Raw genomic sequence first — 18,391 nt, 5'->3', positions numbered from 1 at the left:
TTCAATCCGGCGGCGTTTACCGCGGGTGCGGCTTCGGGGGTGGCTGAGATCGCGGGGGAGAAGGCGGGGGCGGGTCTGAGCGGGCTGGTGTTGGAACAGGAAGCCAACAAGCATGTCCCGGGCGATGAGGATGCTGATAGCGGTTACGGCAGCGACGAGGACGCGGACGCGGACGCGGACGACGCGGGCAGTGAGTTCGGCGGCGCCAGCAGCGAGTCCGGCGGCAGCAGCGGTGAGTCCGGCGGCGGTAGCGGTGAGTCCGGCTACGGCGGCGACACCGATGCGGACGACGCGGGCAGCGAGTCCGGCTACGGCGGCGACACCGATGCGGACGACGCGGGCAGTGAGTCCGGCTACGGCAGCGACACCGATGCGGACGACGCGGGCAGTGAGTCCGGCTACGGCAGCGACACCGACGCGGACGACGCCAGCAGCGAGTCCGACGCCAGCAGTGAGTCCGGCGGTGGCAGCGGCGATGGTGGGCCGGGGCTGGGGGCGTTCACCGGCGGAACTGCCGTCCCACCGGCTATTTCCGCCCACTCCTCCGGTCAGGGCGGTTCTGGTGGTGGTCGGGATGCCGTGCTGCCGGGCAAGGGCCAGCACCAACCCGGCGACGAGCACAGCCCCGCCTCGGTGGGCGAGCCCCGGCACATCAGTGTTGCCGGGGGTTCTGGTGCTGTGTCTGGGGGTGGGGAAACCTCTGGTGGCCGGGGTGTGCCGGGTGAGCGGGTCGGTGCCGGGGGCGGGTCGGGCACCAAGTCCATTGTGGATCCGCTGGGTGTTGTTGCGTCGCGGCCGGGGCAGCCGGGTGACCCGGGCCCGGCCATGCCGGATGCCCAGGTCCCGGCCATGCCGGGTGATCCGGGCCGGTCTGAGGTCGTCCGGGAAGAATCCGGTGGTGGGCAGCAGCGGGTGCCGGGAGGTCATCGGCAGGTCCCGTCGGGGCCGGATGTCCCGCAGTCAGGCGCCACCGGTGAGCGCAGCCCGGGCGAGGTCGTCACGCATTCCGCCCGTACCCCCGGGAGCGAGGGGTTCGGGTTGGGTGGTTCCGCGCAGTCCGAGTCCCACGGGGCAGGTTCCGGGCCGGCACCCAACGCCGATGAGGTTGTCGCCCACAATCAGGCCAACCCGAGCTCCGAGCCCACCGGTCAACCCGATGGCGTGCGGGAACCCGGGTCCGAATCCGCCGGTCGGTCCGCGGGTCAGTCCGATGGTGCGCGGGAGCCCGGGTCCGAATCCACCAGCGTGCCCAGCGGCGAACGCGGTGATGTGTCTGGCGGTGCGCGGGTCGGTGAGTCGACCGGCACGCCTGGCGGTGGTCGGGAGTCGGCTGGTGAGTCTGGTGATCGCGGGTTCACCGGTGAGCCTGGCGGCGAGCGGGTCGGTGGGTCGACCAGCGTGCCCGGCGGCGAGCGCGGCGATGAGCCTAGAGGCGAGAGCGGCGGCGAGTCTGGCGGTAATCGCGAGTTCACCGGCGAGTCTGGTGGTAGCCGCGAACGCGGTGGTGAGTCGACCAGCGTGCCTGGCGCCGAGCGGGTCGATGGGTCGACCAGCGTGCCTGACAGTGAACGCGGTGATAAGCCCAGCGGCGAACGGGTCGACGAGTCGACCGGTACGCCTGGCGGTGGTCGGGAGTCGGCTGGTGAGTCTGGTGGCGAGTCGACGTCGGCGCGGACACCTTCTGGTTCTGGTGTCCCGGTCGCCAAGGACACCGGCGCGCTGGTGTCGGTTGATGCTCCGGTCGTTTCCCATGCCGCGGTCGATTCCGGCACTGATGGTGGCCGCGACGCCGCGACCTCGACACCGATCCAGGCGCCGGCTGCGGCCGCCGGCACCGGCTCGGGTTCTGTTTCGGGGACGGGGCAAGGTTCCGGTCAGGCGCCGGCGACCGCCCCGGTGTCGCAGGCTCCTGCGGCTGCTACCTCGGGTGCCCCCGGGGCCGTTACGGCCGCTACGGCTGGGGGCACTTCGGCGGGGGCAGTCTCGGGTTCTGCGCCGGTGGGGGCGGGCGCGGGCACGCCTGGTGGGACGTCCGCCGGGTCGGCTGGGACCAGTGGCGGGTCGGGTACGGCTGGTGGGCCGGGTGTGTTGGCGGCGGGGTCGGGGTCGTCGGGCCGCGGTGTGCCGGATGGGAAGCCGCCGCTGACCGCTGGGACGGTGCGTCCGGGGATGCCGGGCCGGGTCGATGATGGTTCCCATTCTGGTGGGGCGCGGGAGGTGACGGCGGCCGCGGGTGTCGGTGACGGTGCTGACTCGTCGCGGGCGGTGGAGTCGTCGTCGGCGGTGGAGTCGTCGTCGGTGGTGGAGAAGGTTGGTGGCGGTCGCGGGTCGGGTCCGGGTGTGGGGTCTGGGTCGGGTTCGCGGCCGGGGTCGCGGCGTGATGTGTTGGCGATGTCGGTTGCTGCTGATCCGGATTTGCGGATGTATGCGGGGTTGTTGGGGGATCCGGAGGCGTTGCCGGCGAAGTTGCGGGCGTATGCGGCTAAGCCGAAGAAGGATCTGCGGATCGCCAACGCCGGGATCACGTCGTTCATGTGGCTGAACACGATCCTGGGTGGCCGGGTTAATCAGTTGGCGTTGACGGGCGAATATGGGCCGGAAACGCTGCTGGGTTTGTATGAGTTGCTGCTTCGCCAGCCCCGGCAAGGTGACCGGGCGCGCGAGATCGCGTCGGTGGTGGCCGAACTGCTGGGGGTGCAGCCGGATCCGGGTTCGTGGAACCCGCGGGACTGGTTCGGTCTCTCGAAGGGGCGGGGTCTGCCGGCGACCCGCGGCGAGAAGACCGCGGCGGAGAACGTCGAGGAGAAGACCGCGGCGGCGAACCTCGACGAGAAGACTGCGGCGGAGGTCCTTGACGAGAAATCCGCGGCGGAGGTCCTTCACGAGAAGACCCGCCCGGACGATCCCGATGACCTGGACTCCGACGAGCGGGCCCTGCTCGCCGAGGAGTCCGATGCGGCTTCGATCGTCTCGGCCGTCTCCGATGGGTCCGACCGAACCGATACGACCTCCCTCGCGGAGATCGAGGACAACGACACGGGCCAGGTACGGGAGATTCCCCTCGAATTCGTCGATCCCATGCTCGGCATGGGCGGTTCCGTCGACGCCTTGTGGTCCGGGGGCGCCGACCCGCAGGTCGAAACCTTCATCGAGACGTTGGCTACGGCGGTGGCGGATACGCCGACGGTGGAGTCGCATTCGGACGACAAGAAAGCGCGGCTGGCGGGATACCTGGAACGGCAGCGCATCCTCGACATGGACGCCGTCGGCCGGCTCGGCGAATATGTTCGTGGCCTGGTGGACCGAATCCTGCTCGCCGAGGTGCACAGCGCCGGACTCGACACCCGTACCCGGTGGGTCGCGGACGGACTCCGCGCGCGGGCAGAGCAGAACAATCTCCCCGGTGGCGCGCCGCCAGAGGCAGGCGCCGGGCCGTCGCTGGCGGCGGAAGACCAACGACTGTTCGACGCGATCACGGCATCCTGGCCGTCCTCACATGTGCGTGGTTCGTCCCCCGACGACCAACCACGCTCCGACGTGGCGCTGGATTACACGCTGGCTGGATTCCGCGACATGTTCGACGGGTTCGACAAGGCGCTGGTCCTCCAGGCAAAGGCGTTGGGACCGGAGCGCAACGATCGGGCCGGCGGGCCAGGCATGCCCAATTACCCGCTCGCTTATCTGGGTGACGGCCTGGTGGCGATGAGACGGGTCGGACAGTTGCTATACGGGTCAAACCTCGACGGTGTGCGGGCGCTGGTGTTCGCGCCGAACACACGCAAGGGGTTCGTCCTGGTGCGGCGTGGCAACGACGTCCATATTTTCGGCATGCACGACGGCCAGGCGGCGCGACCTGGCGATCTGGATGGTGCCGGGCGGCTGTTCGGGGTGGCCTACATGCCTGACGGCAGGCTGCTCTTCGGCCCTCAGGTCGCATTGAGGGACCAGCAGATTTCCCAGCTCGCCGAGGAATACGCGAATATACCGCCGACCGTAGACGCGGACCCGCTGGCGACATTGAGCCTGACGATGATGGAGGATGTGCAGGCGGCCGTCGGGAACCTGCCAGCTGACGCGGCCAAGCGATGGACGCTGACGCCCATTTCGATCGGCCGCGGGCCGGGTGCTTTCTCCCAGGTCCGAGACCTGCTCAGGTTGCGGGGTCAGGGTGCGACCGCGGTGCTGGTAGACCCTGCCGGGCACCAGGCTTTCACCATGCGCGTGGATGACAGCGACGTAGCCGTCTTGCGGCACCACAACGGCATGTCGGACGATATGACCGGCAGCGATGCTCGCATTGGCGCCGACAAGTTTGTCTACGCCATCGCGATGGACGCGGACGGTTCGGCGCTTCTTGGCGATCAGGCTGTCGCCACGGTGAGTGAGGATCGGGCGGCGAGGTTCGAGGAGCTGCGGAGCGAGCTGCCGAAGCCTGCACATTTTGGCCTGTTCAGGTACGGCGACGCTCGCCGGTTCGTGAAGTCCGGCGCGGCCGAACTCGCTTTGGTGCGGGAGGACGAGATCCGGCAGGCGCGGATCGGCAAGAAGCGAGCCGAGCCTGGCGGTGAGCCGCCTCAGCTTGGCCAGAGCATGTGGACCGCGCCGGTCGTCATGGGCGGGACGCTGAACGGCGTGATCGAAGCGGTGCGTGCGGACGAAGGCGGCGCCGCGACCGCGATCGTGCTGGACGGCGAATCGCGTGAGGCCTACATCGTTGAGCGCCAACCGGGCGGTGCCAATAACGTGGCGGTGTGGCTGGCCGACGGAAACCCGGTCCCGGTCGATCCCGCCATACTGGGTAATCTGCGCAGGATCTTGGTGGTCGGCAAGCGGTCTGACGGATCGGTCTTCCCGCCCGGCTCGTTCACCGAGCCCGCTCGGCGGCGTTTCGACGAGGAGCTCCTGCGACAGGCACGCTCGGGCCTGACCTGGGACACCTGGCGGGAGGTGCGGAAAGCGGTCCGGCAGGAGGTCGACGGGCCCAGCGCGCTCGAGCAGGGAATCACGGGCAACGACCTCACGTTCGTCGCGGCCAACGAGGTGCGCAAGGATCCGGCGCGGAAACCGTCTGAGGTGGTCCAGCGGTGGGCCGACGACCTGGGAATCGGCCGGCAGCAGCGCGACGGGGCCGCGTCCGGGGCGAAGTCGAGGGCGATGCCGTCGCCGGCGTGGACCCCGCAGCGGGTCGTCAGCGTGGGCAAGGCCGCTGCGATGCCGGTGCGCGCCCTGCGCCAGATCTCGGCCCCGCTGGCGCAGGATCTGATGCAGCTGGCGGAGGAGATCGTCGACAACGTCCACCATTTCACTGGGGCGTACAAGAGGCCCGATATCCACCGCAATGGCCTGGACCTGCCACCAGAGCTCCGCTCGGTGAAGCTGGATGAGCAGCTCAAGAACAAGCCGCCGAACCTGCACCTGAAAGCCCCGCTGGTCCACCTTGCTGCTCAACACCTCATCGAGCTCGGTATCGACGCGGCCAGCATCCGGGACATCCGCAACAGCTCGCAGGCGATCGGACGTCAGCTCGGTACCGCGCGGCCGACGGCCGCGCCGTTGTCATGGCCGGACACGAACCGGGGCCGGCTGTACGAGGTGAGCGAACGGGAACTGCGTCGAGCCTTGGCGCACCCGCACATGCGACCCGACAGCTTGGTGCCCGGCGCGTTTCTGACTGACGTGCTGAACGAGGCGAAGCGCCTGCCATCGGACGAGACCTCCACCACCGGACGGGAAGCGCCACCCAGTGCGGCGCAGGCCGCGCCACCGGCCGTGACTCCTGCCGCGCGATACGCCGGGCAGTCCGGAGAGCAGGCCATCGAAGGCGCCCTGGGACGACTGCGGGAGAGGTGGCACAGCGCCCGTTCGACGCCTGTCCCGCCGCCGGTGCCGTCACCGCCATTCGCGCCATCCCTTTTCCCCGGCGATGTCGGGGAATTCAGCATCAGCGACGCCCTGGAGGTAATCGAAGCCCTCGACACTTCCGCATCCTTCGGGATGCCTGGGGCGGAGCCGGCGGGGCCGGTGCGCCGGATACCGCCGGTGCAGCCGGACGACAAGGATTACGAGGTGGCTCTCGGCATCCTGTACGAGCTGAGGGAGCACGACGAGCCAGACCTGGAAATTCCCGCTTACCGGTTGGCGCTGGACGCCATCGCATGGCGGCTGAAGAACGAGCCCGACGAGTCCGTCGTACGTGGCGATGCGATGGACATCATTGCCGCCCTTGAGACGCGCGAACCTCTCGACGTGACGGGTGGAAGCGGGACGCTGCGTTCGATCCAGGACATCCTCGACGCCGCCGCCGAGCTGGAGGTCGACAGCAGCATCGCGCAGTCCGCGCGGCTGCTGTTCGAGGAGATCGACCTGCGTGATCCCGACGATCTCGATTTTGTCAACGAAGCCGAGTCCGCCATCACCCTCATCGCCGCCGAAGCGAAGCTGGTCGAGGACTCTGAGGCGCTGGTCCGGTATGCCGAAGGGCTTAGCCGCATCACGCGCTCGGTCCGCCCGGAATGGGTTCTCCGCCGGAAGTATCCGCATCTTTTCCAGGACGACGGCCCGCCGGCCGCGACGACGGAACCTGACCCGGATGTCGCGGCTGCGCAGGTTTCGGAATACCCGGCGGTGGAGGTTGACGATCCCGGCTCCCCCAGGCCGTCCGGTGAGCAGGCGGGCGCAGAGCCGCAGGGGCCGCAGGCGAAGCGGCCCCGGCTTGAATCGCCGCCCGCGGCAGGCCGCGAGAGCCTGCAACCAGAACCCTCCGGGAGCGGGTCTGAGCGACCGTCGCGGGTGCGCCGGATACCGCTGGCGACCGCGGACGATGCCGAGGTACCGGCAGCTCTCGACATCCTGCGCGACGTAAGCAATTTCGAGGGGCTGAAGCGGGACGTTCTGCGGTATCCCGAGGCGCTCAGCGCTGTCGTGTGGCTACTGCATATCGATGCCGACAGGGACCAGGTCAAGCAGGACGCCGAAAAGGTCGTCGCCGGCATGGGCATGAGCCGTGACGGGAGCCGTTCGTACACCATGCGCACGAGTTCGGGCGCGGTGGTGCAGACCGTCGAGGACATGACCACGCTGGCAGCGTCGATGGAGTTCGACGCGGCGGCCATGCAGGAGGCGCGACGGATCTTTGACGAGGTCGACATCCGTGGTGTCGGCGACGACCACGACCTCAGCGACTATGACGCGGAGTCTCTGGCCGCCATCGCTTTGATCGCCGACAGCGTCACGATGCGGCAGCGGACCAACGCGGTGCTCCTGAGCCAGATCTCGGGGACGTTGCGTCCGGAATCGGCTCTTGAGCACCGGTTCCGTCCTGGGCTCGGTGGCGGTGCCATCACGCCAGAGAACGCGCCGGGCCGGACTAATGTCCGGCAGACGGTGGACGAAGTCTTGGCCGAGCTTCGGGAGGACATCAACACCAACTTGGAGGCAGCGGAAGTCGCGCTGCGCGAGCTACCCGGTCGGGATGACCTGGTAGCGGAGGCGATGGAGGTGCTGGCCGAGTCGGCCCCGTTGTTGAGCGACGAGCAGCGGGAGTGGTTGGCTCCGCTGGTTGCTGCGGACCGGATGGACCCAGCGACCCGCGACGAGACGACAGAGCAGGTGAGCGCCTGGTTCGGCCAGGAGTCTGACCTGCGGGTGGACGACGTATTGGCCGAGCTTCGGGAGGCCATCGAGACCAATTTGGAGGCAGCAGAAGTCGCGCTGCGCGAGCTACCCGGTCGGGATGACCTGGTAGCAGAGGCGATGGAGGTGCTGGCCGAGTCGGCCCCGTTGTTGAGCGACGAGCAGCGGGAGTGGTTGGCTCCGCTGGTTGCCGCGGACCTGATGGACCCAGAGACCCGCGACAAGACGACAGAGCAGGTGAGGGCCTCGTTCGGCCAGGAGTCTGACCTGCGGGCGGCATGGCCGGAGGAGCGGCTGAAGGCGGAGGCCGCGATCCGGCAGCCCCCGAGCGAGGAAGCGTTGCGTAGCGCGGACAAGCTGATCGCCGCGGCGTTCGACACGGGTGAGATCAGTGATGCCGACCGGCGTGACGAGGAGCTGGCCAGGGCTATCAGGACGATGATCGCCACCGCGACGAGCAGCGGGGGTTGGGCTGCCGGGTTGCAGGTGGCGGACGAGATCGCCGCGGACCGCGGCAGCATGGCGCTTGAGTGGACGCAGGACCGCCTCGATGTCGAGGGGTACGTGGCGTCGAGGGCGCTGGACGAACTGGGCGACCCCGAGTACGTGGCGCGGCTGCGTGAGCAGGCGCTGGATCTGGCGTTGTCGTCGATCAATCCGTTGCCGAAGATCAGTGGCTTCCCGCAGCTCAGCAGTTCACCGGTGGAGGCGGCTCGCGACGTTCTCGCGTGGCGGATGCACCAGGCGGGCGGGCCCGGCGTGGCCAGTCTCGGCGAGGGCGAGGCTTTGGCCGCCCAGATCGGTAGCGTGCCGGCTCTGCGCTGGGGGCCGCGGCATGTCGTGCTGGCGGCGGCCGGCCTGCGCGCCGACCCCGAACAGTTCGCCCCCGCATTCGCGGCCGTCGTCACGAACAGCAGTGACCTGCGCACCCAGGTGCATGGCTACAACCAGACGGCCATCGCGCAGGTGACTGCGGCGATCACGGCGAGAAGCGGGAACACCATCCCAGTGGATGTGGTTGCCAACGCGTTGGTGCGGCTGCTCGGCATCGAGCCGCTGAGCCCGGACAGGGTCGCCGCCCTCTACGCCGACGCTGGCGCGCCGCGAGGGCAGGTCATGCCCGACTCGGCTGTCACGTACTTCAGCAGGGCCGAATTCGCCCGCAACGGTTACGACCCCGAACAGATCGCCTGGCTGGTCAATCACCTCGAACACGAGGCCGAGGGTCGTCTCAGCCTGGACCAAATCGCCGACTACCTGGCCGTGGAAACAAGGACGGAGCCGTGGTCGGGCAAGAAATTCGATGCATTCCGCGAGCAGCCCCTCCGTGGTGCGGTCGATCCGGCCGTGCGGGAGGCAGCGAATCAGCACAGCCCGGCGCTGCTGGCCCGCCACCGGTATTCGCAGGACGACGTGGCCACGGCGCTGCAGAACGCCATCGACGCCAGCGCCGTTGTAGTCGAACCGGAAGCGTTGTCCAGGCGCGTCGCCCGCGCGCTCGGCACGGAGAAATGGACCTGGGAGAAGCTCGAGCAGGTGCGCGCCGCGGCGCCGTCAGAGGCCGATCTCGATCGTGAGCTGATCGGGATCGTCCAGTGGCATGTCGGAACCGCCGAACTGCTCGGTGCCAAGTTCGGTGCCAACTTCGAGTTCACCGCTGTCGCCGCTGTCGTGCAGTCGGTCTGGGAGCAGGAAGGCCGCAAGGTGCCCATCGGGCGCATCGCGGAGAACATCTCCCGCGAGCTCCGGTTGGGCGGGGGGAACCGGCGGCAGTTCGACGAGCAACTGGCGGAGGCGCCGTCGCTGGCTTCGGTCAGTGCGGACACCGACGCGGAGGTGTTGCGAGTCGTCGATATGCAGCTGCTCCGCGAGGACGGCATCAACCTCGACGACATGGCACGGGTCGTTGAGCAGGCCAGGACCGAGTGGCGCAGCTACGCGCCGCTGATGGCGCTGGTGATGGGCGTCGAAGCGTGGACACGCACACGCTTCGCCCGCTATCTCGCGCACGCGCCAGAGCTTGCTGACATTCCGCCGGACTTCCGGCCGTCGATCGCCGCGGAAGATCGGGAGTGGCTGCTTGAACAGGGCCTCGACCCGGACGACGTGATCCGGGTGGCCGACCGCATCGTCGAGAGGACCGATAACAACGTCAGCGCGGGGTTTGTGGCGGACAACATCATCCGGTCCTTCAAGACCGCTGCGCCGCCGCCATCCTCATCCGCTGACGGTGAGCCTGGCCCGAATCGGCGTCTGTTCACCCGCCAGGTGCTCAGCGACGAAATCCACGCCAGCGGCGAGAGGCCTGCAGTCGAGGCCCGCACCGTGACCGCGGTGCAGGCATTGTTCGACCCGTACCTGCTCAAACTGCACAAGCTGGATCCGGAGGCGGTGGCCTCTGTCGTGGAGACGGAGGCGGCGGCCAACGACATGTCCGTGGTGCAGGCCGCCAGGTGGATCGCCAACGACAGCGGTCTCGTCCGTAGCTTCACCCCGTTGCACCGCCGGCAGGTCACCGGCGCCCGGGTGGCGGAGGTCAAGGCGGAGGCCGACCGGTCCGCCGACCTGTTCGCGGAGATCGACGCTGACCTGCGAGAAATCGACCCCGCGTCGCTCGACAGGGCCGAAGACACGGCGGAAGCCAGCGCGCGTGCGACTCGGACGGCGTGGGAGCAGGCTCAGCAGCGGCTGACCGACGAGGCGGCCAACCTGGACGTTGAGCGGGGCCGGCACGCTGACCTGCTTCGTGAGATCGATCAGACCCCTGCGGGCACTCTGCCGACACAGGACTCGGACGAGCGTCTTGCCGGGTCCGCGGCGGCGGTGGAGCGGGCGAAGCGACTCGTGCGGGAAGCCTCGGACGTTGTGTCCGCCACCCACCTTTCGTGGCAGGTGACCGACGCCGGGCTTGCCCAGCTGCGAGAAGCCCGTGCCGAGCTCATCGACCAGAGCGAGACCGTCCGCGGCAAGGCCGAGCACCTGATGGAAAGGGTCCGCGAGGGGGCCGAGGAGGCGAGCCGCGTCGGCGCCGACGCGCGCGAGGCCGCGCAGACCTACCGTGCCAAGATCGACGAAGCCGCGCAGGCTATGGAGAGGCTCGCCTCCCCTGGTCTTGACGAGGAGCAGCGAGGGGAAGCCGAGTCGCTGCTCTCGCGGGACCTCGACGATATGACCGAGCGGGACAACCGGATCGCCGAAGCGGCTAAACAGTCGGAGGTCCTGCACGACGCGGCCAAGGAACTCGGCTCGGAGTTGCGCGAGCAGCACGAGACGCTGAACGCGGCCATCGAGAGGTACCAGACCGTTGCCGCCGCCACCGCTGCGATGGCCAAGCAGGCAGCCGAGGTCCAGTTGCTCGCCATGAGTTCGGTGCTGACCATCGAGCGCCTTAAGGACGTCTCGTCGCTGGTCGACGCGGTGGCCGAGTACAGCGGAGAGGACCATGCGGCCGTCGAGTCGCAGATCCGCGAGATGAGCTTGGTCGAGCTCGCCGAGGCATTCACCAACCGGGAGCTGCCGATCCAGACCGCCGCGGGCGACCGGATCCTGGTCCCGGTGCAGGTCGAGCTGCACCGGCCGCCGGGTAGTGCCGTGCCGTCCACGCTGGCGCCCATCGTGGTCGAGTCGAGCGGCACGGAGGACCGTGACGTCGACACTCAGGAGGCATCGGCCAGGGCGGTCTTGCGGATCCCGCTGGGGACGATCGAGCCGATCTCCAACTCCGACGCGTTCGCCCGTCCCCTGGTGTGGGTCGGACCGGCGGTGGACTCGCGCCATGACCTCGACTACACCGAAATCAACCAGGTCATGGAGGGTGACGGCGGCAGCCCGGCCATCGCGGCAACGATGACCGTCCGGGTCGGGTCCGGCGCCGAGGGGCGGCGACCCGCGGTGGCGATCCTGGATGCGGGCCTGCGCGTGGCGCACATTATGCCGGTCAAAGCAGCCGAGGATGAGGACACCGTCGAGCTGACGCCGGAGGTCATTGACCGCCTCGCCGAAAACGACATTCGGCTACCGAAGGAGATCACCGAGGCGATCACCGCCGGGGAGCGGGTTCGCCTTGTCGGCTTGACCGAGGGGACTCGGCGCGAGGAGCACAAGGTCGAGTTCAACACGTCTCAGCTCGAAGGCGTTGAGCTCGCCGCGGGTGGCGGCTTGGCCGCCGGCGAGATGCTGGGGCTCGTGACCGGGCTAATGGGCGGGCTCAACGTGGAAGGCGGGTTCGGTACCCACAACGGCCCCTTCTCGATGGTCTACCTGGAGAACAAGGTGGCGGCGCTCTACGACCGGCTGGTCTACGAGGTGGGTGGCCACCGGGTAGCGATGCCGGCGCACGTGGCCATCCGTGCCGGCTTGCCTGTTCCCCGCCATTTGACGCAGTCGAAGGACATCGAGGTTCCGCCCGAGCACCGTGCCCCCGCCTTCCTGGTGGCGCCGGAAGAAGTGAAGGAGGTGCCCGAGCCGAAGGTCCGCGAGTTCGCCGAGATGGTCTCCGACGGATTTGCACTTGGCCCACAGGGCAAGGCCGCCCTGTGGGAAGCCCTTGGCGGGCACCCCGACGCCGGCCGGGGCGAGCTTGCGGCGGAGAAGGCCACCGAGGCGATGCGCAGTGCGACGGCCGGTGAGTTCGCGTTCACCTGGGTGGAGGCCGACGGCAGGGCACATCGGGTCGCGGTGCGCATCGAGGCGGAGGTGCCCAACAGTTTCCAGCCGTCCTCCGAGCGCTCGAGGACCTGGGAGGACAACCGCCTGAACCTGCGTGGCCGCGTGAGTTCTGTCAACCGGTTCTTGCGGTTCGTCTTCGGGCTCTTCTCGTTCCTGAGGGGCAAGCCGAGCTCCTGGAACATGCCGAGCACGGGCGTCAGCGCCGGTTTCAACGTGCGGCGCACCAACATGCAGGGCTGGGCGACGGAGAACGCACGTGGGTACACCGCGGAGAACTTCGTCGAGGCCTACGCGAACGCGCGGGTGGCGGGCGTACACACCTCCTGGCAGCTGCCGAACTTGGCACAGAGTTTGCTGGCCGGCGGCACGATGATCGGCTCGGACGTGCGTGGTCGCCGGGCCGCGCCGACGGCCGCTGACGCGCAGCTGGCGGGCCTCACGCCTGGTGACTCGCTGTATCCACATGAGACGGAGCGTGCGGCGCCCGGCGATGCGTCCGGCTCCCCGGACTCGCGGTCGTTGTCCAGGCCGAAGGTGTTCCGGAAGGTGCTGCGCAAGGACGAGTCCGGCAATAAGCTTCCGCCCGAGCCGCAAGCCGTGCCGTCGCCGCGGCAGGGAGTATTCAGCGAGCGCATCGAAAACGCGGTCCTGCTGGCGGTGCCGGAGAGCAAGCTCGCCTGGGCGACCAAGCCGTTGCCCGCCAGTGAGGTCGAGGAGCGGACGTATCTCGGGTCGCTGCCGGACGGTGTCACCTTCCGCAGGCTCGAACCCAAGAAGGTGGGGAACTTCGCGTACCCGCAGACGGTGCGGGTCAGCCCCGCCGACCGGGCTGCCGCGGAGCTGTCGGGTGCTCGTTCGCTGGTCCCCGCCGACGGTGGACGGCCGGATGCGCCCCAGCACAAGCCGCCATGGCTATTCAAGACGTGGTCGAGTCCCGAGGGGCTGAAGGCCTTCAACGAGGTCTTGCCCGACGGGACGACGACGGAGTACCGGTACGAGGCACCTCCGCACAAGGGATCCGGCGACGCGGTGGGCCGACTGGTTGATACGTTCGATAGCTACGGCGCTCATCGAGTGGACGCCGACCTCGCGCTCAGTGGCCGGAAGCAGAAGGTGCCCGAGGTGGCGACCGGCGGCCTGTGGTCGCGGCTGCTCACCGAGAAAGTCCACACCAGCGAGTTCGGCAACTACCGGCTGCTGAGCGCGCAGAGCGCCAAGAACTCCCCTGAGTTGTACCGCTATGCCAGCCAGTTGCCGCTGATGGTCAGGTCGCGTTCTCGGGGATACCAACTGGCCGTGCGGATCCTGCTGTCGTTGATCAGCGTTATGCCCGGCAGTGCTGGGCGGGTGCTGGGCAACCTGCTGGGGCTGTACAACAGGGACCTCGGAAAGACCCTGCTGAAGGCTCCGGGCCCGTTGCAGGCGCTCCCGTACTCCGGTCCCACGGCGGTCTTCGTCGTCGACCGGAAGACGACCTACGAGACGTCCAGCCGCGCGGTCAACTGGTTGATCAACAGCCGGCTGCCGGGGGGTCCGGCGATCTCGGTGGTGCCCAACGCCGCGGTGATCGTGATGCCGCTGGAGGACGCCATCAGCTTGTACGAGGCGGACGGCGAGGAGGTGCCGCCCGAGCTGCTCAAGGAGCTGGAGAAGCACCGGAAGGAGCAGGCGGATGCCCAGGAGACGGCGGGGGCGGAGCTCGAGCCTCATCGGGCTCGGATCAAGGAGTGGACCGACGCCGGTGTGACGGTCGCGACGATCGTGCAGCGGCTGCGTGATGATCACGACCTGTCGGAGTCGGTGTCGGAGTCGTCGGTTCGTCGTTGGATCGAGGCGTCCCCGGTACAGACCCTGCTGCCGGAGAACCCGGAAGACTACCGTTCGCACAACGGGACGATGGTGGAGTCGTCCGAAGTACACGGGCGGCAGCCCCTTGCCGAGGTCGAGCGGGCCCTCGATTTCCTGCAGGTGACCGATGCCGAGTTCCGTGACAAGATCCTGCAGCCGATCGAGGAAGTGCTGGCTGAACCGGACGGGCATGTCACGTTGAGCGACGCCCTGGCGGGCAGGACGACGGAGCAGGGCGCGGTGCTGTCGATCGTCAACCCGGCGAGCAAGGGCTGGCGGCGGCTGTTCGGGTTCCACGAAGTGGTCAACGTGCGGATCTCCGCGGAAAGGTCGGACCACGAGGACGAGACGCCGGTGCGGCGTTCCCCGGTGATGCCGACGTCGATGGCCTCCCTCGCCTTCTCGATCGTGCTCACGTCGCTGACCAAGGCGAGGACCATGGTGTTCGGCGGCGGTCTCCAGGTCGGCGGCGCGCACGCCGAACCGCGTCCCGGCGGGGGGGCGGACACGTTCGGCGGGGCCAGCACCGGACTCGTGGCGGTCCGCGAGAAGACGAAGGTGTCCATCCTGGACGGCAGCGCCAAGGAGGAGCGCGGCGTCAGCACCACGCAAAAGCTCGTCGCCCGCACCGACTTGAAGGTGAAGTACACGCTGGAGTTCTCGCGGCACGAAAAGCCCAGCTTCTTGTTCAAGTTGGTCACGCTGGGTCTTGTGGTTGACAAGGACGTGCTGCCGCTGCGGGACGGTCGGCCGCAGGGTCCGGCGAAGAAGAAGTCGCCGCCGCCGGAGGGAGGGGGAAGCGCCGCGGTGTCGGTGCCGGCGACTGTGCTCGGGAAGGTGGGGCTGATTTCGCCGCAAGCCGGGTTCGCTCCGGCGCTGCAGCGCCCGGCACAGGGGCCCTCGGTGACCGTCCACGCCACGCTGCCGGACGGGGCGAGCCCCGTCTTGGCGGCCGGCGACGGCCTCCAAAGCCTGGCCATCGGTGAGTACACCTCCAAGGCGTTCGAGTCGGTGTTGAAGGCTCAGCTGGGAAATGCTCCGCTGCCGCCGGGCGCGTTCGTAGCGGACCTGGTCAACGATGCTCCGCTGCGGCCGGGCGCGGTCACGGCAACGGACCTGGAGAACGCGGCGGCCAAGGAGTCGCGCTACACCGAGGAAGGCAGTGCCGGCCGGTTCGTGCTGGACATGCTCTCGCGCGGCAGCACGGTACGCGGCGGTATGCACGCCATGGCTCACAGCACGGACCGCTACGGGGCCGAGAAGGTTGTGGTGCGACGGGGTTTCCGCAAGAGCCGGATGAACGTCGGTGTCCACGCCAAGCCCATTCCTGCCGAGTTCACGCTGCTGAAGAAGGTGCCGCCGGAGGCGGGCGCGACGCTGGGCACGATCGACCAGCTCAGCAAACGGTTCGGCGAGGCCGAGGCCACGGCGGTGGGCGCGGCGGCGGGGTTGCGCGGCGAGGGAATGGGCGTCCGTGCGGAGGGTGAGGGTGCCGTCAACCCGAATGCCCGGGTAATCCCGGAGGGCAACGTGATCGCCGAGCACGACACGCATTTCGTGTCTGATCGGGGGGCCACGAACTGGGGCAAGCGGAACGTCTACAACGACGAGAAGTACATATTCCGCGGTAGCTGGCAGTACTTCCTGTCGGTGAAGACCCGCCACCAGCGCAGTGTGACGCAGGTGGACGCGCACGACGACAGCATCGTCATGGTGACCGGTGATCTCGCACTGCGCCTGGGCATGGCCGACCTGGGCCAGCTGTGGCAGCAGGAATCCGTCGCGGTGCCCGCGGGGGTCGTAGTCGGCAGTGCTCCCGGGCGAACCGGAGCGTTCATGCATGGCCTCGGCCAGCCGTACGAGCCGGCGCGGCCCGCGTCTCAGGACGACCTGACCAGGGGCCGCAACCTGGACATCGGGCCCGGTGTGACCATGAACCAGGTGGTCGGCTACCTCGTCGGGCTGCCGGCGGCCCTGCGGCCTGCCACGTACACCTTCGCCCAGGGCGTCGTCTTCACCGAGCAGCAACTGCGCGATGCGCTGACCAACGCCATCCAGCTCAACTGGCGCGGGCAGCAGGTGCGCAAGCTACTCGACGCGATCTACCCCGGCGACAAGGTCGGCCAACACACGCAGCGGGAACGCGCCCACGCGATCGCCCAGGGCGTGATCAACCTTTACTCGAAGCAAGCGCGGGACCTCGGCCCCCGCCTGCACAACGATCTGCACGACGCCATCGTCTTCGACCTGGTGACCCGGGGCGAGGGCGCGGCGCTCGATCGCGCCAGGAACATCCGCCAGGATCTGGACTTGCCAGCGGCACCCAAACCGGGCATCAGCCGCCCGGCGGCGGACCCGGACGCCATTGAACCGGCACCACCGGCGCCCACCCCGGAGGGAACGGAGGTCGCCGGTGAACGGGAGCTGGAACGCGGCCGGGAGGGTTCGGCGCTGCATGCCTTGCGTGTGCTTCGTTCGCTGGTTGCGGATCGGGTGGGCGTGGAGGAAGACGCTGTTACTGATGAGCAGGTCGGTGAGTTCGTCAGGTCCCAGCCGGGCCCGGATGATGTCGGCCCCCTGCTGGACCGGATCCAGACCGCCCGCGGCCTGCTCAGCGAGGTCAGCGACGTCGACCAGGAGAGCCGACGTAGGCATTACGTCGCCGCTATCGGCGAGATCAGCACGCTGCTGGGCAACCCCGAGCTGAACCGCGATGCCGTCGTCGGGATCGCCAGGGAGATCGCGCGTGGGCTGGGGGCACTCCGGGCTGAGTCGAGGACCGCGTCTGATCAGCCGTTTGCCGTTGACCGCGGAGCCGGTCAGGAGCCGTTGACGAGTGAAGCCGATATCTACGCTGCGGCGGGGGATCTGAGGCGTCTGAGGCCGGATTACAACGACCTGAGGGCCGCGCAGCGAATTGTCAGCGAAACCAACCTGTTTGACACCCCGGTTGACCCTGGTTATGTCGATCTCGACGGTGAAGTCGGCTGGGGCCCGTTCAACACGGTGTCTCGCCTCGTTGCCGAGCAGCGCGCGAACCTCCCCCGGGGGTGGAATGAGCCTCGTCTGAAGCGGTTCGCCGCTGAACTCGGACGCGTTCTGCGCACCGAGAATCCGCGGTGGGTGGTGCGCAGGGAGCTGGAGAAGCTGAGGGGCGGCGCCGGCCCCGGCGACGCAGCTCATCAGCCCCCCGTCGCGCCAGCACAACTGGACCCGGCGGCACAACGCCCCGGAGACGAGCAACCGGCTCGACGGACGGAGTCCCAGGCGGATGTGCGGCCGTTGGCGTTGACGCCCGACCGGGTGGATTCCCTTATTGTTGAGCTTAAGAAGATCGAGGCGAGGCTGAAGTCGTCGTCGGAGCCGGACGACCTCGAGCACGCCAAGAAGCTGCGCAGCGAACAGGAGAAGGGCGGCCCGTCTTGGTGGTCAGCCCAGAAGAGGGGGCTGCTGTCGGCCTCGGTGTTCGCGAGTGATGTTCAGACGATTGCCTCGCATATCGCGGCGGGTACGCCGTTGGCCAAGGCGGTGGTCGAGGGGACACCGGAGCTGGCGGGCTTGGTTCACAACGGTGCGAGGAAGGTTCCGCCGGCGGGGTGGCTTGCGGTGCTGGCGCACGCGGCTGGGGGGTCAGGGAGTGTTGCCGGTGGTGCCGGGACGCCGGTTGAGCCGTTGACGTTCGAGCGGTTGGAGGGGGTGGCGCGGGAGCTTGGTGATGCGGCTGAGGTGGCGTATCTGGGCAATGCCAAACGTGCGGTGCTTGAGGCGTTCAAGAACGACTCAGAGTTGGGGAAGCGCTTGGGTCTGCCGGAGTCGCGCGAGCGGGAGGTTGTGGAGACGTTCGTCGCGCATGCGCTGGCGTTGAATCCGGTGGTGTTGCGGGTGATGGCGAAGACGCCGGAGTTTCGTGCTGCCGAGTCGTGGGGCAACATCGACGACTGGCTCGGCATGAGCCGAAAAGCCAACCGCGCCAGGGCTATTGCCGCAACTTTGCTGGACCTGGTCGCCAAGGCTCTTTCGCATGAGGCGGTTCCGGGCGGGGCGTCGCAGATCTCGCAGCCGGAATCCGGCGAAGGGCAGGAGCCGGAAAGCGGTGGGCGGTCGGGAGCGAGCGGGGTTTCTGGGAATCGGCGTAAGCCGCCGGGGCCTGCTGCTGTGGAGCAGGTCGGTCCTCGGGTGGGTTCTCCGGCGAAGCTGCAGCGGGGTGATGAGGAGGCGGGGGATTCGTGGGTGGGGGGTGTGT

At 68.6% G+C, this 18,391-nt stretch carries 2 pseudogenes; one reads left to right on the top strand and one right to left on the bottom strand.

Features of this window, described 5'->3' with window-relative positions:
• Positions 1–927: pseudogene (locus AB0H93_RS43560) on the bottom strand (hypothetical protein); the annotation flags it as partial.
• A 1,464-nt stretch (positions 928–2,391) separates the two neighbouring features.
• On the opposite strand from AB0H93_RS43560, the pseudogene AB0H93_RS43555 reads away from it, so the two are divergent.
• Positions 2,392–18,391 (top strand): annotated as a pseudogene (locus tag AB0H93_RS43555) (hypothetical protein); the annotation flags it as partial.

Source organism: Saccharopolyspora sp. NPDC050642 (assembly GCF_040654735.1).
Classification (GTDB): Bacteria; Actinomycetota; Actinomycetes; order Mycobacteriales; family Pseudonocardiaceae; genus Saccharopolyspora; species Saccharopolyspora elongata.
Note: the sequence above shows the minus strand (reverse complement) of the source record. Positions and strands in the feature narration are given on the sequence as shown.